The following is a 23513-nucleotide window of genomic DNA, read 5'->3' as shown; positions in this document are numbered from 1 at the left end:
TGGTAAAACATCCTAAAAACTTTTTCGCTATTCAGCATTAACTTGAAACAACAAGCGAAACTAAGTGATGTTATAATAAACCCAGTATTATCAATAAGTACATGTCAATTTTACCAGCTAATGACCAGCTTCAAGTATTTGATTCAAAGGAAGTGTATGCGTGTTTTTCTAATAATGGCGCTTAGCAGCAGCCTAATTGCTTGTAGTGGCAACTACAGTTTTAATACCAACGTAGATAAAGAAAACTTTGAAAACTATTTGCCTGCCACCGAAGTGGAAATTGTGAACGATGAACAAATCGATCCCCTGCAAGCAGAGTACTTAGGCATTGTAGAAGGGCTAAGTTGCCAAGAAAAAGCCAATCAAGCACCACCGCAGAAAGTGGATGCACGCAATAGTCTTCGCGAGCAAGCCGCCAGTATTGGGGCCAATGTAGTCACTATTCAACAATGCTACCCAATTGAAGAACCTGCAGCATGCATTGCCATGTTAAGTTGTTTTGGCAAAGCCTACAGAATTGAAAAGTAATGAATATCCAGCTATCTCCTTTGGGCCTTATCCACTCCCCTTATCAAGAGAAGTTTTCTGTGCCACGTCAACCCAGCTTGGTTAGTGCCACAACCAGTAGCTTAGTCTTCAACTCCGACTTTAATGATCCTGATTTACTAGACAGCGTGGAGCAGTTTAGTCACTTTTGGTTAGTGTTTGCCTTTCATCAAAATATTAAATCTGGCTGGAAAGCTAAGGTACGCCCACCACGTTTAGGCGGTAACAAAAAAGTGGGCGTATTAGCATCTCGTTCGTCGTTTCGCCCTAATCACTTAGGTTTATCCTTACTTGAACTTAGTCACGTTGAACGCAGCCCAAATAAGTTGGCCATGCATTTCAAAGGTGGCGATTTAGTTAACGGCACTCCTATTTATGATGTAAAACCCTACTTACCTTACGCTGACAGCGTTCCAGAAGCGCAGGCTGGTTACGCACAGCTAGCACCACAGCAGCAGCTAAAAGTGAATTGGACTCAACAAGCCTTGCAACAAGCTCAGCAACTAAACATAGAACAAACTCAACGGCTAGTGATAGAGCAAGTGTTAGCCCAAGATCCGCGCCCCGCATACAAACAAAACAAATCTGACGACCGAGAATACGGTGTGGCCTTATATCAATTCAATATCCGCTGGCGAATCTTAGAAGTTAATGCCAGTGAGTCACAAGTAGAAATTGTTTCGGTGACCCATGCAGCTTGAACCTCAGGACTATCAGCAACAACATAAACAGCGCCTTGCTTGGATGCCATGGCTTTATTACCGTTTAAAAGCTAAACACCTGCAATGGGCCAAACCCTGGCAAAATGATATCCAACAAAATTTGCAAGCACTAGAAACCGTACAAATTGGTGAGAACTGTTTCATTGCTCCAGACGCCAATATATTTGCCGAGCCAGGGCGTTTAGTCTCGCTAGGCAACAGCTCATTCGTGGCAGCCCAAAGTTTCTTGCATGGCCCAATAACCATTGGCGACCACGTAGCCATAAACCACGGATGCTCCATCGACGGCGGGCAAAAAGGCGTAAGCATTGGCAACAACAGCCGTATTGCCAACGGCGTTAAAATTTATGCCTTCAACCATGGCTTGCACCCAGAGCAAGATATTTGGCGGCAAAACAGCCAATCCAAAGGCGTCATAATTGGCGAAGATGTGTGGATTGGTGCTAACGCTTGTATTGTAGATGGCATTGAAATTGGCGACCATGCGGTCGTAGGCATGGGAGCGGTAGTCACTAAAAATGTGGCTAAATGGGCTATCGTTGCCGGTAACCCTGCAAAAATCATCGGCGACCGCCGTGACAAGGCCTGACAGAGCGAAATTAGCCTGTTACAATCGCCGCAATTTAATAGCTAAATGAAAGGACAGATATGCGTTCTAGCAAATATCTTCTGGCAACTCAGAAAGAAACTCCGAGCGATGCAGAGATTGTATCTCACCAGTTAATGCTGCGCGCTGGCATGGTAAGAAAATTAGCCTCAGGTTTATATACTTGGCTGCCCAATGGTTTGCGTGTTCTTTCAAAAGTAGAACAAATTGTTCGTGAAGAAATGAACGCCAGTGGCTCTATTGAGATCCACATGCCTACTGTTCAACCTTCAGATTTATGGCAAGAAACCGGCCGCTGGGACAAGTTTGGCCCAGAGCTGCTTCGCTTTAAAGACCGTCACTCGCGCGATTTTGTTCTAGGCCCTACCCACGAAGAAGTGGTTACCGAATTAGTCCGCAGAGAAGTAAACAGCTATAAGCAACTTCCGCTTAACTTGTTCCAAATTCAAGCCAAGTTCCGTGATGAAGTTCGCCCGCGTTTTGGCGTTATGCGCTCTCGCGAATTTTTAATGAAAGACGCCTACTCTTTCCACTTATCTGATGAATGCTTACAAAGCACTTATGATGAAATGTACGCAGCTTACTGCCGTATCTTTGAGCGTTTAGGTTTAGAGTACCGCCCAGTATTGGCCGATACTGGCAGCATTGGTGGCAGCGTATCCCATGAGTTCCACGTTCTCGCCGAGTCTGGCGAAGATGCAATCGTATTCTCAGATAACAGCGACTACGCGGCAAACATTGAAAAAGCAGAGGCCTTAGCCCCTGCAGGTGAGCGCCCAGCACCTAGCCAAGAGATGCAAGAAGTGGCTACGCCAAATGCTAAAACCATTGCTGAGCTCGTTGAACAGTTCGACATTAAGGTTGAACAAACAGTTAAAACCTTGATTGTGAAAGCCAGTGAAGAATCTGAGCATTCACTTATTGCATTAATTTTGCGTGGCGACCACGAGCTCAATGAAATTAAAGCAGAAAACTTAACTGAGATAGCTTCACCGCTTGAGTTTGCTAGTGAAGAAGAAATTCGCGCTGCAGTTGGCGCAGGCCCAGGCTCTTTAGGACCAGTTAATTTACCAATGCCAGTTATTGTAGACCGCGCTGCCGCGCACTGTAGTGACTTTGGTGCAGGTGCTAACGTAGATGATAAACATTTCTTCGGTATCAACTGGGAGCGAGATGTAGTACTTGGCGAAGTGGCAGATCTACGCAATGTGGTAGAAGGCGACCCAAGCCCTTGCGGTTCAGGTAATTTATCAATAAAACGTGGTATCGAAGTTGGCCATATTTTCCAACTTGGTGATGCCTACGCTAAATCAATGAACGCTGCAGTGCTTAATGAGCAAGGTAAAAACCAAACCTTAACCATGGGTTGTTACGGCGTGGGTGTATCTCGTATCGTTGCTGCAGCCATTGAGCAAAACAACGACAAATACGGTATTACATGGCCAGATGCGATTGCGCCATTCAAGCTAGCCATTGTACCGATGAACATGCATAAATCTCATCGCGTTCAAGAAGTGGCTAGCAAACTTTACGAAGAAGCCAAGCAGCGTGGTATTGATGTATTGTTTGACGACCGTAAAGAGCGTCCAGGTGTTATGTTTGCCGACATAGAATTAATTGGCATTCCACACGTTATCGTTATTGGTGATCGCAGCCTAGACAAAGGCGTGATTGAATACAAAAATCGACGTAGTGGAGAAAAAGTTGAAGTGGCTGTAGAGCAAATCTTCGACCAATTCTGAAATCTGTAGATTGATTAAAAAGCCGGCCTTCGCCGGCTTTTTTTGTTTTTGGGAGTGTGATATCACCAGCAAGCAGTGATAAAACGCTGTGCTAAGATATTATTATGAATCAAAAGGCTAGCATTAAAAACAAACCCAAAGTCGCTCTCGTTCTTACCGGCGGCGGCGCGCGAGCGGCCTACCAAGTTGGGGTTCTAAAAGCGATTGCGGAGCAATACCCAAGAAACCATGCCAGTCCCTTTTCAATACTTTGTGGTACTTCCGCGGGTGCGATAAACGCTACTGCGCTAGGTGTCTATGCGTCCTGCTTTCGATTAGGGGTTAAAAAGCTTGAATATATTTGGCGTAACTTTAAATGTAAGCAAGTTTTTAGAACCGACAGTTTAGCCATAGCCAAGCAATTATCATCAATGGTGTGCAAAAGCCTGCATGCAGACTATAGCCAGCAACAAGGCTTTTCCCTACTCAATAACCAGCCCTTACAAACCTTATTAAACGATTATCTTAACTACAAGCGGATCGATCAGAACATTGCCACTGGCTATCTGCATGCCTTATCGGTCACCGCTTCAAATTACCAAGACGGTCAGTCTTTATCTTTTTTTCAAGCCAAGCAGCATCAACAAAACTGGCAACGCGCCAGGCGGCTAGGGCGAAAAACCCAAATCCATACCAGTCACCTACTTGCTTCAACAGCCATACCTCTGATATTTCCGGCGGAGAAAGTAGGTCAAGATTACTACGGCGATGGCTCCATTCATCAGCTTTGCCCACTTAGCCCCGCAATCCATTTAGGTGCGGATAAAATATTGGCGATTCATTTAGAACAACCTCGCAAACCCAACTGCGCGATAGATTGTCCTCCGCCGAATAGCGCGACCATTGCTGGTCATCTTCTCGACTCGGTGTTTTCCGATACTCTCAATTCAGATTTAGAGCGCTTACAACGTATTAATCGAACTATTGAGTTATTAACACCACAACAGCAAAAACAATTAGATTTGCGCCCTATTCACTCTTTAAGTATCAAACCTAATATCGATTTCGAACAAACCGCACACAACCACTTTAGTATATTGCCTCTTTCAGTACGGCTGATGCTGGCTACCTTAGGCATTAAAAAAGACAAACCTTCGGCCATCACCAGTTTTTTAATGTTCGAGCAAGATTACACTAACTATTTGATAAGAGAGGGATACCAAAACACTCTGCAGCAAATTGACAAAATTTTGGCTTTTTTGGAAGATTAGCTGGCCTACAAATTGCTTTATTCTTAATTAGCGGCGTTTTTTGACGCTAAACAGCAAGATTAGATAAGAGTAAAGTAACTATGGATTCTCTACAATTAGCGCAGAACAATATTGTAAGCCCAAGAAAAATATCACATTTTTCTAATGACGCTAAACTTAGTGCTGTTCAGAAGCTGAGTATTCTTGAGTCTTTGCAAGAAAGCTTACAGTTAGATGAGTTACTGCAAAACTTTGCCGCTATGGCAACGAATTACGTTGAGTTTTCGGCCATGCGTTTGGTTAGTGATAGCCTGCAAACCGAAGTTAGCCTGTTTGAAGGACAGCGCTACTACCGTAGTTTTAATCTCAACAATAAAAGCCAACCCTTAGCGATTGTTACCTTTACCCGCGATACGCCGTTTCAGCGCAATGAAATTCATCAACTCCGCCAGCTAACGCAACTGCTCCAGGCACCATTAAAACATGCCCTGCAGATAGCGCGATTACAAGAGCGGGTGCGTAATGATTACTTAACCGGTATCGGAAATCGAGCCCATTTCGATGAATCTTTACATACGTCTATAGAACAGCAAACCCGTCAAAGCCAGCAGCAAGGCGGCTTAGTACTTATGCTGTTAGACTTGAACAAGTTTAAGCAAGTGAATGATTCGCTTGGCCATCCGGTTGGCGATCAAGTATTAATTAGCTTTGCCAAAGTACTCGAGTCGGTAATTAGAAGCGGCGATCAAGCTTTTAGAGTAGGTGGTGATGAGTTTGCCATGTTACTGCGCCCGGCCACTGAGTACTCTGCGCAAAAAGTGATTAAACGCTTACACGCTAAACTTGAAGAATCGCCACTACTGGCTCAATACGATATTTCAGCGAGTATTGGAGTAAGCGAATGGACACCTGGCAGCAATAGCGAAAGCCTAATCCAGAGCGCCGACGAACAGCTTTACGCTAACAAGTCGGCAACCAGTTAAGAGCAATGCCCTTATTATTAGGGCATGCATAGTCTTGCTGAATGTAAATGTCAGCTATTGCCACTAGTACCTCATCATAAAACACAAAAGGTAAGCGATTGCGCTGCCATGGCGGTAACTTGCATTCTTGCAGTAGCTTCTTAATGCTTCTACTCCCCAAGCGCCCAAACGCTTTAAACTCTTTTTGCTCTAGATGAGTTCTAAATTTAACGCTAACTTGTTGGGAACTTGAAGGCGGCAATAACTTGCCACCATTTTGCCAAGCTAATTGACTGCCATTATCCAAGGTTAATATTGGTGTGCTAGCAAGCTCCCAGTTAGTCACTAAGTTTGACTCAAGCAATTCAACTTCTCTCACCAAATACAAACAAGCTTGAAAGCGGCGACACTCCCCTTCTGATAATGTAACGGCTACCTTGGCATCTTGTTGTGCAGAGGCTTGAGTGATGATCTGCGCTAATTGCGCTTGGCTTGGGTAAGCCCAATTCATACGTTTAAACCAGTAACGGAGCACATTTCTTTGGCGCTTTGGCGAAAGCAGTAACAAGCTTTCGCAACACAACGTTTGCTCACGCTCAAGCTTTTGGTAATCAGACTCAGCCAGCTCTTCCAGCAAATCGACTGATTCTTGTAGTAGTTGAACACTACGCTGAGTGGAAGCTAGCCATTGGGGCCAGCGCTGTGTTAGCTCTGGCAATACCTTATGCCGCAAAAAGTTACGATCAAACTCTAAAGACTGGTTGCTTGGGTCCTCTATCCAGCTGAGTTGCTGTTGCCTAGCATAGCCTTCCAACTCTGCTCGCGTTACCAATAACAAAGGCCTTAACAAGCACCCAGCAGCAAAATTACGTATTTGCGGCATAGCAGCTAAGCCTTGTAAGCCACTTCCCCGCTTTAGCGCTAGCATAAAGGTTTCGAACTGGTCGTCGGCATGGTGTCCAGTTAACAAGCAGCTATGTGCATCCATATGTTTCGCTAAAGCTTGATAACGCTTTTCTCTCGCCACCGCTTCCAAGCTAGAGCGTGCTTTTACTTCAACATCAACCATCTCAGCCACAAAGGGTAAACCCAAAGCCTCAGCTTGCTGCTGACAGCTAAGTTGCCAGCTATTTGCTTGCTCTTGCAGGCCATGGTTTACGTGCACAACTAGCAACTCTAAGTGCCGGTGAGATTTATGGTACTGGGCTGCTAAGTGCAGTAGAACGCTTGAATCTAAGCCGCCACTAAGGGCAATAACAATACGTTGCGTTGTTGAAGGAAGTGAAACTAGGGAGTGTGAAAAGCGAGATTGAAGGGACAAATTAACCTCTTAATAGGGCACTGGATATACCAATGCCCTAGATCATTTTTAGCAATATCCGTAGGACATTAAGCGCTGATAGCGCTGCTCTAACAAGGTTTCAGTGTCTAAGGCCGATAGGCTTTCTAAATCGCTCAATAGCTTAGTTTTTAGATTAAGCGCCATCGCCGCAACATCCCGGTGTGCGCCACCTAATGGCTCTGGAACAATGTCATTAATTAAATCTAATTCTTTAAGGCGCTCTGAAGTAATGCCCATAGCATCGGCTGCAACAGGCGCTTTATCAGCACTCTTCCATAAAATCGAGGCACAACCTTCTGGAGAAATCACCGAGTAAGTGCTGTACTGAAGCATGTTAACGCGGTCGCCAACACCAATTGCCAAGGCGCCACCAGAGCCACCCTCACCGATAACGGTACAAATAGTTGGCACCTTTAAGCCAGCCATAACCAATAGGTTTTTAGCTATTGCCTCACTTTGTCCACGCTCTTCAGCGCCTACGCCTGGATATGCTCCAGGAGTATCAATGAAGGTAATGATTGGCATATTAAAACGCTCAGCCATTTCCATCAAACGCAGCGCTTTGCGGTAGCCTTCTGGTTTTGGCATACCAAAGTTACGACGGATTTTTTCTTTGGTTTCGCGACCTTTTTGCTGGCCAATAACCATTACTGGTTTGCCATCTAGACGAGCCATACCACCAACAATAGCTTCATCATTAGCGTAAGCTCTATCACCAGCTAACTCATCAAAGTCAGTAAAAATGTGCTCGATGTAATCCAACACATAAGGGCGATTAGGATGACGCGCTAGCTGCGCAACTTGCCAAGCACCTAAGTCTGAGAATATTTTTTGGGTTAAATCGTTTTGCTTTTGTTGCAAACGAGAGATTTCTTCCTGTAAATCTACATCTACGCCAGATTCTTCATTTACAATGCACAACTCTTCAATTTGCGCTTGCAGCTCAGCAATCGGCTGCTCAAACTCTAGAAAATTCGGATTCATATAATCTTTTTCTTAATTAAATTCTAGGGTGACTTGCTGTTGTCCCAGCAGTTGGGTCAACGCCTCTATTAAATCTTCACTCGGCGTAATTCGCCAATCGGTGCCTAAGCTTAACATGCCACTGGCATTATCGCCCTCATAACTTATTGCTATTGGGCAGGTTCCCGCTCGATAAGGCTCTAATACTTCGTAAAATCTTTGCCAAAATAGTTCATCTAGCTGGTCGCGACACATTCGCAAACGCAGTTTTTTCATCCAGCGTTCACGGGCCATCGACAAATCCATGACTTCACGAGCAGTCATTTTAATGCCTCCGGAGAAATCATCAACGCTGACCTCTCCTTGAATCACCAACATGCGATCTTTTTCTAATAATTCTTGGTAGGTATCGAATGCTTCACTAAAGAACATCACATCCAAACGGGCACTGCGATCATCGAGTTGAATGATGCCCATTTTTGAGCCCCGCTTGGTAAGCATTACCCGTGTAGATAACACTAAGCCCGCTACCGTTGATGTAGTGCCGCGGCCGGTGGGGCGTATATCCACCAAGCGACCAGTAGTATATTGACGAAACTCTTTTAAGTAGCGATTAACTGGATGACCGGTTAAGTATAAGCCAAGGGTTTCTTTTTCCCCTTCTAACCAGACTTTTTCTGTCCAAACTGGTTCATCGATAAACTCTGGACGTTCATCCTCTTCTTCAGCAATTATACCGAATAAGTCTTCTTGACCCCGAGCTGAAGCTTTTGCATGTTGTGAAGCGGCTTGCATAGCGGTTGGCAAAGTCACCATCATTGCGGCGCGATGCGGGCCTAGCTTATCCATGGCTCCGGCCATAATCAGTTTTTCAATCACCCTTTTATTGATTTTCTTGAGGTCTAAGCGACAACAAAAATCAAACAAATCAATAAATGGTCCACTTTGTCTGGCCTCTAAAATCGCTTCAATGGGGCCTTCACCTACCCCTTTAATCGCGCCAATACCGTAAACAATTTCTTCATCGGCATTCACCGAGAACTTGAACAAGCCAGTGTTTACATCAGGCGGCACCAGCTTAAGCCCCATGTTGTTACATTCATCTACCAAAGTAACAATTTTGTCGGTGTTATCCATATCGGCCGACATCACCGCAGCCATAAAGTACGCAGGGTAATGCGCCTTCATCCATAAGGTTTGATACGATACTAAGGCGTAAGCAGCGGAGTGAGACTTGTTAAAACCATAACCAGCGAACTTTTCTACTAAGTCAAAGATCTTCATGGACAGTTCGCCGTCAACCCCATTCTTAATAGAGCCTTCTTCAAATACCGCCCGCTGCTTGGCCATTTCTTCAGGTTTTTTCTTACCCATCGCCCGGCGTAACATGTCAGCGCCACCGAGGGTATAACCAGCTAGAACCTGAGCAATCTGCATTACCTGTTCTTGGTAAAGAATAATACCGTAGGTCGGCTCTAGAATAGGTTGTAGGCTGTCGTGTTGCCAAGTTTCATCAGGGTAAGAAATTGCTTCTCGGCCATGTTTACGCTCGATAAAGTTATCTACCATGCCTGATTGCAACGGACCGGGACGGAACAGGGCCACCAGTGCAATCATATCTTCAAAACAATCGGGCTTAAGACGCTTAATCAAATCCTTCATACCACGAGATTCCAGCTGGAATACCGCGGTTGTTTTACAATCTTGCAGTAATCTAAATGATTTTGGGTCAGTGGTAGAAATTGCCGCAATATCGATCGCCTGCTCACCCTTGGCTTCTAACACTGGGTTGAGCATATCCAAAGCCCATTGAATAATGGTAAGCGTACGCAAACCCAAGAAGTCAAACTTCACTAAGCCGGCATATTCAACATCATTCTTATCAAACTGGGTAACTGGGTTTTTACCCTCTGCATCACAATACAAGGGTGCAAAGTCAGTAATAGTGGTGGGCGAAATTACTACGCCACCGGCGTGTTTACCCGCGTTACGCGTAACCCCTTCAAGAATACGAGCCATATCGATTAGCTCGCGAACTTCTTGGTCAGCGTTATACAGCTCTGGCAAACGCGGTTCAGCCTCAAAGGCTTTTTCTAGGGTCATTCCCGGATCAGGTGGAATCAACTTGGAGATCCGGTCAACAAAACCAAAAGGATGACCCAATACCCGACCTACATCACGCACTACTGCTTTAGCAGCCATAGTACCAAAGGTGATAATCTGCGATACCGCATCTCGTCCATATAGCTCAGCTACGTGGTCGATTACCTCATCACGACGATCCATGCAAAAATCGACATCGAAGTCGGGCATAGATACCCGCTCAGGGTTCAAAAATCGCTCGAATAGTAAGTCGAATTCAAGCGGATCTAAATCGGTAATTTTTTGCGCATAAGCTACCAACGAACCAGCGCCCGAGCCCCGGCCGGGTCCAACCGGAATATTGTTATCCTTACTCCACTGAATGAACTCCATTACGATGAGGAAGTAACCTGGGAAACCCATTTGGTTAATTACATCAAGTTCAATTTGTAAACGTTCATCGTATTCCGGACGACGTTTTGCTCGCTCTTCAGGGTCGGGAAACAAAAACTCTAAGCGCTCTTCTAAACCGTCCCAAGATACTTTACAGAAGAACTCTTCAATGGGCAGGCCTTCGGTGGGAAAGTCAGGCAAGAAGTACTCACCTAAGCGCACCGTCACATTACAGCGTTTGGCGATTTCTACTGAGTTTTGCAGTGCTTCGGGAATATCTGCAAACAACTCCTGCATTTCTTGCTCGCTGCGAAGATATTGCTGCGCACTATATTTCTTAGGTCTGCGGCTATCATCAATAGCAAAACCATCGTGAATGGCAACCCGCACTTCATGAGGCTGAAACTGGTCTTCTTCTAAAAAAACGACTTCGTTGGTAGCGACTACTGGCAAGCCCTTATCGCCCGCTAACGCAACGGCCATGTGCAGGTAGTTTTCTTCGTCGGGGCGGCCGGTGCGAATTAACTCTAAAAAGTAATGATTTGGGAAATACTGTTGGTAAAATGCAAGACTTCGCTCAACGATATCGTGGTTACCTTTAAGTAAGGCTTTGCCCACATCACCTTGGCGACCGCCAGAGAGAACAATCACTCCTTCAGCATGTTCACTCAGCCATTGCTTATCAATAACCGGCTTACCCTGCAGCTGCCCTCGCAAATAGGCCCGTGAGATGAGCATAGTGATGTTCTGATAACCTTTGTTATTAGTAGCTAATAAGGTTAATCGAAACTGGTCATCACCTAATTCATCTGACTGAACAAAAAAATCACAACCAACAATGGGCTTAATCCCCTGGTTATGAGCTTCGCCGTAAAACTTAACTAAACCACAGAGGTTAGTTTGATCGGTTAAAGCAATGGCCGGCATGTTTAACTCGGCCGCTTTTGCAACAATGGGTTTTACTTTTTTTAAGCCATCAACCATCGAAAAGTCTGAATGGACTCGAAGGTGAATGAAAGATGGATTTGGTGTAGGTTCTGACAAAACTACAGCTCTCCTAGTACCCGTTGTACGGGTTTAAAACTGCGCCGATGCTCGGCAATAGCACCGTGTTTCTCCAACATTTCTAGGTGTAAAGCCGTTGGGTAGCCTTTATGCTTGGCAAACTGATAATCTGGGTAACGGGCATCTAATTCGATCATTTCTTGGTCACGTGCCACTTTTGCGATAATTGAAGCAGCACTTATTTCGGCCACCAAACCATCACCTTTTATCACCGCTTGGCAGGGGATGCTTAACTGAGGCTCTCGGTTGCCGTCGATCAACGCAAACTCAGGAGTAACGCTCAACGCTGCAACGGCTCTAGACATCGCCAGCATGGTTGCATGCAAAATATTCAGCTCATCTATTTCTTGAGGAGTTGCCCGACCTACCGCCCAAGCTATTGCATGTTGCTTGATCTCTTCGGCTAGCGACAAACGTTTTTTCTCGGAGAGCTTTTTGGAATCGTTTAGTCCTGCAATTGGCTGCTTAGGGTTAAGGATAACCGCTGCGGTTACCACATCACCCACTAAAGGGCCACGCCCTACTTCATCAACGCCAGCAAAAACAGAATAACCAGAAGGATAAACAAAAGGCGTCATGACAACTCCAAAAAACGCGTATAAGGAAAACTAACTATTTATTACTTCAATAACCGCTTGCGCTGCTTTGTGGTCAGCATCACAACGGATTTGTTGGTGCAATTCAGTAAACTTATCGATGAGTTTGCTGTTATCACTTTCAAGTAGGCGACTTAACTCGGCCACAATGTTGTCGCTGGTACAGTCTTCCTGTACATATTCTTGCACAATCATTTTGTCGGCAAGCAAATTAGGCAAGGCAGCAAACTTGGCATTAACAATTAACTTTGCAATTCGATAAGTCAAAGGCTTAAAACGATAAGCTACTACCATAGGCCGTTTTACTAACATCGCTTCCAGCGTTGCCGTGCCAGAAGCTAATAAAATAGCGTCTGCTGCGGTCATTACGGTGCGAGCTTGTCCGTCGATAACTTTAATATCTAGCTCTGGTGCATGCTCATTGACTAAAGCTTCAAATTGTTCTCGGCGGCGCTGATTAACTAAAGGAGCAACCAGTTGTAGATCTGGATATTGCTTAAGTAATTTTTTAGCTGATTCAAGGAAGACTGGTGTAAGCAAGCCCACTTCGGCATTTCGGCTACCAGGCAAAATTGCCAACACCTTTCTGGAGCTATCTAAGCCAAGCTGTTCAATGGCAGGCAATTGGGGGCTTTCAAGAGGAACTTGGTCAGCCAAGGTGTGTCCAACAAACTCACAAGGCACTTCGAAGCGATCATAAAAGGCTTTTTCAAATGGCAAGAAAACCAAAATTTTATTGCAGCCCTCTTTAATTTTGAAAACTCGCTTTTGTTTCCATGCCCAAACGGAGGGGCTAACGTAATGAACAGTTTTAACGCCTTTAGCGTGCAGTTTATGTTCTACGCCTAAGTTAAAATCTGGAGCATCAATGCCAATGTAGATGTCTGGTGGAGATTGAATATATTGTTGGAGCAGTTGTTTGCGGATTTTGAGTATACGCGGTAAGCGCCCTAGCACTTCCACTAGCCCCATTACCGACAGCTCCTCCATATCAAACAAGGCCTCACAACCTTGCTCTTGCATTAGTGGTCCAGCTATACCGGAAAAGCGCGCATTGGGGTATTGTTGTTTAAGTGCAGAAATTAAACCGGCACCTAAAATATCGCCGGAGACTTCCCCGGCGACGATAGCGATATGCAAATCCGCCAGGGCCATTAGCGAACAATACCTCGACCGTTTTCTTTTAGAAAATCGGCGAACAACTTAACCTCTGGGTATTGCTCAGCAGATAACTCTATCTGGCTTAGCGCTTCCTCTAAAGTATTGCCACTACGGTAAAGCGTTTTGTAAGCTTGGCGAATCGCCTTAATAGAATCTTTACTAAAACCTCTACGCAATAAACCCTCGGTATTAACTGCTACTGGGCGAGCATAGTTACCTACAGCCATCACATAGGGAGGAACATCTTTATTTACTGCTGCGCAGCCACCAACAAAGGCGTAAGAGCCAACTTTACCAAACTGATGAATCGCCGCTTGACCGCCAAAAATAACGTTATCACCAATAGTGACGTGACCAGCTAAAGTTGCGTTGTTAGCAAAAATACAGCCGTTACCTACAACACAATCGTGGGCAACGTGGGCATTAATCATAAATAAGCAGTTGCTGCCAATCTTAGTAATGCTTCGGTCTTGGGTAGTGCCTCGGTGAATCGTCACACTTTCACGGATAGTATTGTTATCGCCAATTTCTAAATAGGTTTCTTCACCTGCATATTTTAAGTCTTGGCAGTCTTCACCTACCGAGGCAAATTGGAAAATGCGGTTATTATTGCCAATTTTAGAGTGGCCTTTAATCACTACATGTGAAGCGATTTGACAGTTCTCACCAATCTCTACGTCACCACGAATAATGGTAAAAGCACCAACTGTAGTGTTGGCACCAATTTTTACATTACCTTCGATGATGGCGCTTGGATGTATACTTGCAGTGCTATCTATCATATTCAGCTCCACTTATTTGTAGGCCCTACGTGCGCACATGATTTCGCCGCTACATACCACTTCGCCTTCTACCTTGGCAACACAATTAAATTTACCGATGCCGCGACGGTCGCGTAATAATTCAACTTCGAGATGCAATACATCACCAGGGCCAACCGGCTTCTTAAATCGCGCATTATCGATACCGGCGAAATAGTAAAGCTCGTTGTCGGCTGGCTTAGTGGTTGATTTAAACGCCAATATTCCGGTACATTGAGCCAGCGCTTCAAGAATCAATACGCCTGGGAAAACGGGTTGTTGCGGAAAGTGACCGGTAAAAAACGGTTCGTTAAAAGTTACGTTTTTAATGGCGTGTAGGGTTTTACCTTCTTCAAAATCCAATACCCGGTCTACCAACAAAAATGGGTAACGGTGGGGCAAAAGCTCCATGATATCTTGAATTTCTAAGCGGTTAAGTTGTTTAGTCAAAATCTGTTCCTAGTTTAGTCAGCTTCAGCGCTGTTCTTGCGCTCTAAGCTTACAATGCGTTTATGCATCTCATCTATCTGAGATAGGCGAGCCATTGATTTTCGCCACTGACGATTCGCTTGGGTTGGCATGCCTGAAGAATAAGTGCCTGGTTCACTAATTGATTTAGTGACCATAGAGTAACCGGTGATAGTCACTTGGTCGCATATATCGATATGGCCGTTAATGCCAACTCCACCACCAATAATGCAATAGCGGCCAATATTAGTGCTACCAGCAATACCAGTAGTACCTGCAATGGCAGTTCCGGTGCCAATCATTACATTGTGAGCGATATGGACTTGATTATCGATAATCACGTTTGACGCAATCTCAGTATTGTCTAACGCCCCTCGGTCGATAGAGACCGAAGCACCGATTTCAACTTTATCGCCAATAATTACCGTGCCCAATTGTGGAATTTTCACCCATTGGCCTTGCTTATTGGCATAGCCAAAACCGTCACAACCAACCACAGTGTTGCTTTGAATTAAACACTGTTGGCCAATTTGAACTTCATGGTAGATGCTGCAATTGGCCCATAATTTTGTCTCTGCACCAATCTTTGCATTTTTGCCGACAAAGCAACCCGCACCAATTTGCGCGCTATCGCCTAAAACAGCACCGCTTTCAATAACTGCACTGGCACCAATAGAGACATTGTTACCAATTTTCGCGCCATCTTCGATAACAGCGGAGGGATGAATATTGCTTGCACAAGCTGGCGTGGTATCGAGTAGCTGCGCTAATTGGGCGTAACTAACATAAGGGTCTTCACTTATTAAGGTATTGCCAGAAAAAGCATCAGCATGATTTTTCGACAAAATAAGTGCACCGGCCTTACTAGTGGCCAGCATAGGCTTGTACTTTGCGTTTGTTAAAAAGCTTATCTCTTGCGCCCCCGCTTTTTCAAAGGGAGCGATGTTTGAAATAACTAGCTCGGGGTCACCCTGAAGGGTAAGCCCGAGTTGCTCAGCGATTTGGCCAAGGCTTAGTGTCATATTTACTTACTCTTACTCACTTGTTGAACAACCTGCTTGGTAATATCCAAAGAGTCAGATGCATACGCTGTTGCATCTAAAGGTAATACTAGATCGTAGCCCTGTGCTTTAGATACTTCAACAATTGCGTCTTGAACTTTAATCATCAATTTTTGTTGCTCTTCAGCGCCGCGACGGCGTTGGTCTTCTTCTAAGTTTTTACGCTTAAGTTTGTATTCAGCCTGCATAGTTTCAAGCTGACGGGTAATCTTGGTTACTTCTTGCTGACCTAGCAGCTCGCCATCCTTCTCACGTTTATCATAAAGACGTTGCATTTCAGCTTCCAAGCCACGAACTTCTTGCACGCGTACTTCAAACTCGTCTTTTAGCGTTTTTTGTAACGTGTCACGCTGAGGTAATTGTTGAAAAACTTCAGCAATATTAATCACAGCAATTTTGGTTTCTGCTAGCGCACTAAAACTCGGGGTTACGATAGTTGCAGCAAGGGCAACAGCAGCAATTAGTTTTTTCAAAAGATTTACTCCTAAAATCAAAAGTTAAAAAGTTTGGCCAATGTTAAATGAGAAGGCTTCAGATCGATCCCCTTCATAACTCTTAATTGGCTTAGCAAATGAGAATACCAGTGGTCCCATAGGAGAGAACCATTGAATAGACACACCTACTGAGGCTCGAATTCGGTCCGGTGATGAATAGTCACCAAAACGGTCACAATACCTAATACATTGCATTTGACTGTAACGTTCATAATCAAACTCGGTATCCCAAACTGTACCAAAGTCTATAAACGCAGTGGTACGAACTTGACGAATATAGGCTTCATCAAGAAATGGTGTTGGGAAGATAAGCTCTGCTGAACCTACCGCCAAAGCGTTACCGCCCACTGAATCATCTGACGCGGTAACATAGGAACTACCATTATTATCTACTAAATAAAGCGCACGTGGGCCGACGGTATTTGAACGGAAACCACGTAAGGTAGAATAACCACCGGCATAAAAGTTTTCGAAGAAAGGTAGAATTTGGTCATTACCTTCAAGCTGACCATAACCGTTGCCGTAGCCAACTTTACCTCTTACTGCAAACGCCCAATCGTGGTTGGTGGTAATAGGGAAGAAGTGACGCGTATCAAAGCTCATTTTAAAATACTGAATATCTGAGCCAGGAATGGTTATCTTAGTATCGAATTTCTGTGAAGAACCCGCTGTTGGCATAGAACCATTGTTTAGAGTGTTGCGGCTCCAACCCAAGGTAGTATCTAAAGAACCAAAGGTTAAAGATCCATCATCATTTCGGTGTGGGGCATAAATATCCCAAAACTGTTGGATCTGCGCATAAGCATTTAACTGCGAAATTTTGTTTTGCTCTAGGCCTAAACTTACGCTCAAACGGTTGTACTCGTTAACAGGGAAACCAAGGGTGCCGCGTAAACCAATTGTTTCGTTGTTATAGTCTACAATATCGGCTTTTGACGCTTCAAAGTCGGTGTAGTAGAAACGGCCACCAAAACTCACCCCATCTTTTGTAAAGTAAGGGTCAGTAAAGTTCACATCAAAATTCTTAGAGTATTTGTTAGTGCTTACATTAATACCTGCTCGGTTACCGGTGCCCAAGAAGTTGTCTTGCTGTACACCAGCTGACAAGCTTAAGCCGGATTCGGTACCAAAGCCCACGCCAGCATTAAACGACCCCGAAGGCTGCTCTTTAACCGTAAAATTGACATCCACTTGATCATCAGAGCCAGGAATTTTCACTGTCTCTACATCAACCGTTTCAAAGAAACCCAAACGGCTTAAGCGAGCTCTTGATTGCTCAACTAAGCGGCTTGATAACCAAGTACCTTCCATTTGGCGCATCTCTCGACGCAGTACTTCGTCTTTGGTGATAGTGTTGCCGCTCACGTTGATTCGGCGAACGTAAACTCGATTACCAGGATCTATATTGATGTTAAGAACTACTGTTTTATCTTCATCATTAATTACTGGGAAAACATTAACTTGAGGATAAGCGTAGCCATAGCGCCCCAAGAATTTGGACAGCAATTCTTCAGTTTTAGTGACTTCAGCACCGCTATAAGTGTCTCCTTGATTAATGCTCACCAAGCCATTTAACTCAGCGCTCTTATCTAGAAGGTTGCCCGCTAACTCGACTTTCTCTACCGTGTAAATCTCACCTTCATCAACATTAATGGTGATGTAAATGCCTTTCTTATCAGGCGTTAAAGCAACTTGAGTGGAATCCACTTTAAAGCGAATATAACCACGGTCATAGTAAAAGCTATTAATGGTTTCTAAGTCACCGGCTAGCTTTTGTTTTTGATACTTTTGGTCGGCAAGTACATTCCACCAAGGGGCACTATCGGTGAGAGTCATACGTTTAATTAGCTCACCAGAAGAAAACTTTTGGTTACCGATAATGTTAATTTGTTCAATTTCCGCAGATAAACCTTCTTGGAAATTAAACTTCAAATCAACTCGATTGCGCGGCAAGGGAGTAACAATCGCTTTGACCCGCGCACTGTACTTACCCACACTGTAATAAAAGTCTTCAAGACTTTTTTCAATATTACGAAGATTAGTTTTATCTAAGGGCTCGCCTATTTTGATGCCCGATGAACGCAAAGACTCTTCGAGTTGTTCGGTCTTGATGTCTTTATTGCCAGAGTACTCGATATTGCTAACGGTAGGCCTTTCAAGAACTTTGAATACCAATGCATCGCCGTCGCGGAAAACTTGAACGTCTTCGAAGTTGCCACTGCGATACAAGCGCTTAATGCTGTCACTAACTTGAGAACTGTCTACCTCATCGCCAATACGTAAAGGTATTTGCAATAACGCGGCACCCAGCGATACCCGTTGTAATCCCTCGATCCGAATATCTGCAACAGTAAACGCCGAATTTCCAGCGGCGAGAGTCGTTCCGGAGATGCAGGCTAGTAAAAGTCCAACAACCAACTGCTTTTTGAACATAAGAAAAAAGAACGTCCTATTTAATTGTTATAAGCGCATAAAATCATTAAAAATAGCAAGACTCATCAAAGCCATCACTAACACTGCACCAATCCTAAATCCAATTTCCTGCACACGCTCTGACACGGGTTTACCAGTTATGCCCTCAATGGCAAAAAATACTAGGTGGCCACCATCTAGCACTGGTAAGGGAAACAAATTAATAATGCCTAAGTTAATACTCACTAAGGCAACAAAACCTAAAAAATAAACCAAGCCGTAGTCGGCGGTAGCTCCAGCACCTTTAGCGATAGATATTGGACCGCTAAGGTTATCTAATGAAACCACGCCTGTCACCAATTTACCGATCATAGATACGGTCAATTTGCTTAAATGCCAAGTTCGTTCGAGAGATTTGCCAAACGCATCAAAAAAACCGTAATGCAAATCAATTCTATACTTTTCTGGGAACTCAGATACTTCAGGTGCTAAACCCACATAGCCGCTTTCTTTCCCTTGGTATTCTCTGGCCTCAGGAGTCATGGTTAGCTGCACTTGGCTACCAGCACGCTCCACATCAACAACAATTGACTGATGCGGCCTAGCTTGAACATAAGTAACAAAATCTTGCCAAGAAGCGAGATTAACGCCATCTAGTGCTACCAGCTTATCGCCTTCTAACAAACCGGCCTCTGCGGCAGGTTTAGCAGCAACTACCTTGGCGACGTTCATCGAGATGCTTGGGCTGAATGGCTGTAGGCCTAAACTAATAATTGGGCTTTGCTGCTCACTGTCCAACTGCCACTCACGAATGTCCAAATAAGCCATTTGAGTTTGTTGGGTTTCGGTGTCTTGCACTTCCACGGCCATCGACTCATTACCAAGCTGGCTAACCAAGGCTAAGTTAACGCTTTCCCAATCCAGCGTTTTCTGGCCGTCAATCATGATAATCTCGTGACCCGAACGAAGACCAGCTTGCTCAGCAATGCTGTTAGGTGCAACGCCACCTAGAACCGGTTTGACCGAAGGAACGCCAATAACAAACATCAGCCAGAAAGCTAATATAGCCAACAAGAAGTTAGCAATAGGACCAGCCGCGACAACCGCACTGCGCTGACCCAATGTTTTATTATTAAAGGCTTGAGAGCGAAGCTCGGCAGGCACTTCGGCAACTCGTTCATCGAGCATTTTTACGTAGCCACCAAGCGGGATCATTGCCACTACATATTCAGTACCATCTTTGGCAGTTCTACACCAAAGCGCTTTACCAAAACCTATTGAGAAACGCTCTACTTTAACGCCACAACGACGGGCAACCCAAAAGTGGCCAAACTCATGCACCGTCACCAAAATGCCTAGGGCAATAATAAAAAAACTGGTGTTCCAAATCACTTCGTTCATGCACAGATCCTTTTAACCGCTGCATCAGCATGCATTCGCGCCCTTTGGTCGACCTCTAGTAATACTGAAAGTTCAGTTTCGGCGCCCATATAACTCTGTTTATCCAAGCAAGTGGCGACAACTTCAGCAATCTGGGTGAATTTTATCCGCTCTGCCAAAAATGCTTCCACGGCGATTTCGTTCGCCGCATTTAAGCAAGTAGTAGCTGTTTGACTGTCGTAACAGGCGTCGATAGCTAATTTCAAGCAAGGGTATTTGGCGTAATCAGGTGGAATAAAGCTCAATTCGCCAATACTGAAGAAATCCAAGGCCTCTACCCCAGAGACTTGCCGTTGTGGGTATGCCATCACATGGGCGATTGGTGTAGCCATATCCGGTTGGCCCATTTGCGCCAACACTGACCCATCACAGTACTGCACCATGGAGTGGATAATGGACTGAGGGTGGATGATTACATCAATTTGGTTAGGCTGAGTATTAAATAAGCGCTTTGCTTCTATATACTCTAAGCCTTTGTTCATCATGGTGGCTGAATCTACCGAGATCTTTTGCCCCATCGACCAATTCGGATGGGCGCAAGCTTGCGCAGGGGTTACCGACGACAAGCTGGTCAACTCAGTGTATCTAAAAGGCCCGCCAGAACCGGTAAGCAAAATTTTACTTACGCCAGCCTCAGACAAATTACAATAACCAAGCTGCTGTTGGACTTGCTCCGGCATACATTGGAATATCGCATTATGTTCACTATCAACCGGTAGAATTTGCGCACCGCTTCTTTGCGCAGCTTCCATAAAGATAGCGCCGCTCATTACCAAGGCTTCTTTATTAGCCAGCAGCACCGTTTTGCCAGCATCTACAGCAGCTAACGTAGGTAATAATCCAGCAGCGCCAACAATTGCAGCCATCACCAATTCAACTTCAGTGGCCTTAACCAGCTCAGTAATCGCGTTGTTGCCGCTAGGCACCTCTACTTTAAGAGACTCCGCTTTAATCGCTTCACGTAATTTTTGATTACTAGGTTCGTCGGCCATTAATGCATATTGAGGTGAAAACTCACGACAAATATCCAACATAGCGCTTAGGTTTTTTCCACCAGTCACACCAAACAAAGCAAAGCTCTCAGGGTTTTCGCGGATAACTTTAAGGGTGCTACTACCAATCGAGCCGGTTGCGCCAAGAATAACCAATTGCTTGCTCATCAAGGGCTACATCCAATGAAGGAAGAAAAAAGCGAATACCGGCATCGCTGCAGTCATGCTGTCAATGCGATCAAGCAGGCCGCCATGGCCAGGAAGCAAACTACCACTGTCTTTTATTCCGGCTTGACGCTTAAACATGCTTTCAACCAAATCACCCACTACCGAGGCTAAAACGGTAAATCCACTGGCTATCACCAATACCCACTCTTTGCCTTGTGGTATATCTAAAAAGATAAATGCGCCCAAAGTAACCAACGCTGCAACCGCAAAGCCACCTAGCAAACCTTCAATGGTTTTCTTCGGGCTAACATTTTTAGCCAACTTACGTTTACCAAAACGTTTACCGGCGAAGTATGCCCCGGTATCTGCGGCCCAAACTAGCAGTAATACGTAAAGCACCCAAGCACCACCAACGGCTGGATTGTTCGGGTCTACTGAACGTAAAAAGACTAAAGACCAAAAGAATGGAAGTAGCACTACCAACCCAACTAACAGCTTAAAAATGCTGCTGTTGTGCCAAAACGTCGCCGAATGAGGATAGCTGGAGAGCAAATACAAACTACTTAGCCACGCAGCTACAGCAAGGCCCAGCATGGCGCTAAACCAAATTGAATGTGCCAAACTGTCTAGCGGGAGTTGCCACAAGCTAAACCCAAAAACCAAAGAAAAAACAACAAAAAAGCTCAAACGCTTTGAACCTTGGTCAGACACCACTCTAGCCCACTCTCTGGCTGCTAACACCAGCACTAATGCAAACACCACCGCTAAGCCAAACAGTGGTAACATGAAAATTGCAGCTAGGGCCAAAGGCGCTAATATCAGCGCCGTTATGATTCTTTGCTTAAGCAAAATGATCCTCATTTTTTTGATTATCTATCAACAAAGCTTGTACCTGTTCCCCAGTACAACCAAAGCGACGCTCGCGGCTAACAAATGCAGCAATGGCCTCGCCAAATGCATCTTCGTCAAAGTCTGGCCACAACACATCACTAAAGTAAAGCTCTGCATAAGCGGTTTGCCATAGCAAAAAGTTACTAATTCGGTGATCGCCACCGGTACGGATTAACAAATCCACATCGCCAACCGTATCACTGTCCATTAATGCCGAGATATGCTCTTCGCTAATATCTTGTGCATCTAAGTGTCCTTTCTTAACTTGCTCTGCAAGTTGTTTGCTAGCGTTTACAATGTCCCAACGACCGCCATAGTTAGCCGCAATATTTAGCACCAAACCATCGTTTGTGGCAGTTTCATTTTGAGCAATGGCAATACGCTTTTGCAATTTTTCGCTAAAGCGAGAAGTATCACCAATTATTCTTAGTTGTACATTATTGTTTTTCAGTTTTTTAACTTCTCGTTGCAAAACTGTCAAAAACAAGTTCATTAAGCTTGACACTTCTTCTTCTGGGCGTCGCCAGTTCTCGCTGCTAAAGGCAAACAAGGTTAATGACTTTACGCCAAGTTGGGTGGCAAAACTTACAGCCCGTCTTACAGACTTCACCCCTGCTTGATGGCCAAACATGCGCAATTTACCGCGTTGCTGAGCCCAGCGCCCGTTGCCATCCATAATTATGGCAACGTGCTTTGGCATAGCATCTTTCACGGCTAACTGCTGCGCTTCAGGTAAGGTCATAATTCACTACTCTTACTTACAAAAAAAAACCGTGTAACAAGACACGGCTATTTTCAATCGTTGAATCGATTAAACTTCCAGCAATTCTGCTTCTTTTGCGGCTAAGGCTTCATCAACCTGCTTAACGGCTGCATCAGTGATTTTTTGAATTTCGTCTTGTGCGCGACGATCATCATCTTCACCAATTTCTTTTTCTTTAAGTAGTTCTTTTACATCGCTGTTGGCATCACGGCGAATGTTACGAATAGCCACACGTGCTTGTTCTGCTTCCGCGCGAACAATCTTAATTAAGTCGCGGCGACGCTCTTCGGTTAGCATTGGTAATGGAATGCGAATTAGCGTACCTGCAGAAGAAGGGTTTAGGCCCAAATCTGAACTCATAATGGCTTTTTCAACTGCGCTAATAAGGCTAGCATCAAAAACGGTTACGGTTAGCGTGCGCGAGTCTTCAGTTGATACATTACCAACTTGCTTTAACGGCGTGTCTACACCGTAATATGGCACCATAATCCCGTCTAGCAGACTTGTGTGGGCGCGGCCAGTACGAACCTTAGACATTTGAGACTTCAAAGACTCAATGCTTTTACCCATGCGTGTTTGAGCATCTTGTTTGATTTCGTTAATCACGATAACTA

At 44.7% G+C, this 23513-nt stretch carries 21 protein-coding genes; 6 read left to right on the top strand and 15 right to left on the bottom strand.

Going from position 1 to position 23513, the window contains the following annotated elements; genetic code table 11:
• The first annotated feature begins 156 nt into the window (after window positions 1-156).
• From rcsF to K5620_RS07835, 6 genes are all read left to right on the top strand, one after another.
• Window positions 157-528, top strand: coding sequence for an Rcs stress response system protein RcsF (rcsF, locus tag K5620_RS07860; RefSeq protein ID WP_016401163.1), 372 nt, complete (start codon window positions 157-159; stop codon window positions 526-528).
• Complete coding sequence (gene tsaA, locus K5620_RS07855) at window positions 528-1247, top strand: tRNA (N6-threonylcarbamoyladenosine(37)-N6)-methyltransferase TrmO (RefSeq protein WP_016401164.1); 720 nt, start codon at window positions 528-530, stop codon at window positions 1245-1247. The genes rcsF and tsaA overlap by 1 nt, the downstream gene beginning before the upstream one ends.
• Window positions 1237-1857, top strand: coding sequence for an acyltransferase (locus tag K5620_RS07850; protein ID WP_016401165.1), 621 nt, complete (start codon window positions 1237-1239; stop codon window positions 1855-1857). The genes tsaA and K5620_RS07850 overlap by 11 nt, the downstream gene beginning before the upstream one ends.
• Before the next feature lie 59 nt (window positions 1858-1916).
• A complete protein-coding gene (locus K5620_RS07845; protein ID WP_016401166.1) occupies window positions 1917-3617 on the top strand; it encodes a proline--tRNA ligase in 1701 nt (566 codons plus the stop codon).
• Window positions 3618-3721: 104 nt separating this feature from the next.
• Window positions 3722-4867, top strand: a complete 1146-nt coding sequence (locus tag K5620_RS07840) for a patatin-like phospholipase family protein (protein WP_016401167.1) — start codon at window positions 3722-3724, stop codon at window positions 4865-4867.
• Between the two features lie 80 nt (window positions 4868-4947).
• Entirely contained in the window at window positions 4948-5829 is an 882-nt protein-coding gene (locus tag K5620_RS07835; protein WP_016401168.1) for a GGDEF domain-containing protein, read from the top strand.
• Here the strand turns inward: K5620_RS07835 and tilS are convergent.
• The 15 genes from tilS to frr form a co-directional block, all read right to left on the bottom strand.
• Complete coding sequence (gene tilS, locus K5620_RS07830; RefSeq protein WP_040307019.1) at window positions 5807-7129, bottom strand: tRNA lysidine(34) synthetase TilS; 1323 nt, start codon at window positions 7127-7129, stop codon at window positions 5807-5809. The genes K5620_RS07835 and tilS overlap by 23 nt on opposite strands.
• A gap of 48 nt (window positions 7130-7177) precedes the next feature.
• A complete protein-coding gene (gene accA, locus K5620_RS07825) occupies window positions 7178-8134 on the bottom strand; it encodes an acetyl-CoA carboxylase carboxyl transferase subunit alpha (protein ID WP_016401170.1) in 957 nt (318 codons plus the stop codon).
• Window positions 8135-8146: 12 nt separating this feature from the next.
• Window positions 8147-11632, bottom strand: coding sequence for a DNA polymerase III subunit alpha (gene dnaE / locus K5620_RS07820; protein WP_281423306.1), 3486 nt, complete (start codon window positions 11630-11632; stop codon window positions 8147-8149).
• Between the two features lie 2 nt (window positions 11633-11634).
• A complete protein-coding gene (gene rnhB / locus K5620_RS07815) occupies window positions 11635-12231 on the bottom strand; it encodes a ribonuclease HII (RefSeq protein WP_016401172.1) in 597 nt (198 codons plus the stop codon).
• A gap of 30 nt (window positions 12232-12261) precedes the next feature.
• A complete protein-coding gene (gene lpxB / locus K5620_RS07810) occupies window positions 12262-13404 on the bottom strand; it encodes a lipid-A-disaccharide synthase (protein WP_016401173.1) in 1143 nt (380 codons plus the stop codon).
• Window positions 13404-14192, bottom strand: a complete 789-nt coding sequence (gene lpxA / locus K5620_RS07805; RefSeq protein ID WP_016401174.1) for an acyl-ACP--UDP-N-acetylglucosamine O-acyltransferase — start codon at window positions 14190-14192, stop codon at window positions 13404-13406. The genes lpxB and lpxA overlap by 1 nt, the downstream gene beginning before the upstream one ends.
• Before the next feature lie 12 nt (window positions 14193-14204).
• On the bottom strand, window positions 14205-14660 hold the full coding sequence (fabZ, locus tag K5620_RS07800) for a 3-hydroxyacyl-ACP dehydratase FabZ (RefSeq protein WP_016401175.1): 456 nt from the start codon (window positions 14658-14660) through the stop codon (window positions 14205-14207).
• Between the two features lie 14 nt (window positions 14661-14674).
• Complete coding sequence (gene lpxD / locus K5620_RS07795; RefSeq protein WP_016401176.1) at window positions 14675-15700, bottom strand: UDP-3-O-(3-hydroxymyristoyl)glucosamine N-acyltransferase; 1026 nt, start codon at window positions 15698-15700, stop codon at window positions 14675-14677.
• Window positions 15701-15702: 2 nt separating this feature from the next.
• Window positions 15703-16212, bottom strand: a complete 510-nt coding sequence (locus K5620_RS07790; protein ID WP_016401177.1) for an OmpH/Skp family outer membrane protein — start codon at window positions 16210-16212, stop codon at window positions 15703-15705.
• 24 nt (window positions 16213-16236) lie between these two features.
• Window positions 16237-18666, bottom strand: a complete 2430-nt coding sequence (gene bamA, locus K5620_RS07785) for an outer membrane protein assembly factor BamA (protein ID WP_016401178.1) — start codon at window positions 18664-18666, stop codon at window positions 16237-16239.
• A 27-nt stretch (window positions 18667-18693) separates the two neighbouring features.
• Entirely contained in the window at window positions 18694-20046 is a 1353-nt protein-coding gene (gene rseP, locus K5620_RS07780; RefSeq protein WP_016401179.1) for a sigma E protease regulator RseP, read from the bottom strand.
• Complete coding sequence (gene ispC / locus K5620_RS07775) at window positions 20043-21245, bottom strand: 1-deoxy-D-xylulose-5-phosphate reductoisomerase (RefSeq protein ID WP_016401180.1); 1203 nt, start codon at window positions 21243-21245, stop codon at window positions 20043-20045. The genes rseP and ispC overlap by 4 nt, the downstream gene beginning before the upstream one ends.
• Before the next feature lie 6 nt (window positions 21246-21251).
• Window positions 21252-22094 carry a phosphatidate cytidylyltransferase gene (locus K5620_RS07770; protein ID WP_016401181.1) on the bottom strand — a complete coding sequence of 281 codons (843 nt, stop codon included), beginning with the start codon at window positions 22092-22094 and terminating at the stop codon, window positions 21252-21254.
• The gene (gene uppS, locus K5620_RS07765) at window positions 22087-22878 is read right to left on the bottom strand and encodes a polyprenyl diphosphate synthase (RefSeq protein ID WP_016401182.1); all 792 of its coding nucleotides are present in this window, start codon (window positions 22876-22878) and stop codon (window positions 22087-22089) included. The genes K5620_RS07770 and uppS overlap by 8 nt, the downstream gene beginning before the upstream one ends.
• Before the next feature lie 69 nt (window positions 22879-22947).
• Window positions 22948-23505 carry a ribosome recycling factor gene (gene frr / locus K5620_RS07760; RefSeq protein ID WP_016401183.1) on the bottom strand — a complete coding sequence of 186 codons (558 nt, stop codon included), beginning with the start codon at window positions 23503-23505 and terminating at the stop codon, window positions 22948-22950.
• Window positions 23506-23513: the final 8 nt, after the last annotated feature.

This window comes from Agarivorans albus (assembly GCF_019670105.1).
Classification (GTDB): domain Bacteria; phylum Pseudomonadota; class Gammaproteobacteria; order Enterobacterales; family Celerinatantimonadaceae; genus Agarivorans; species Agarivorans albus.
The sequence above is the reverse complement of the archived record's forward strand: the minus strand, read 5'-3'. Positions and strand labels throughout refer to the sequence as shown.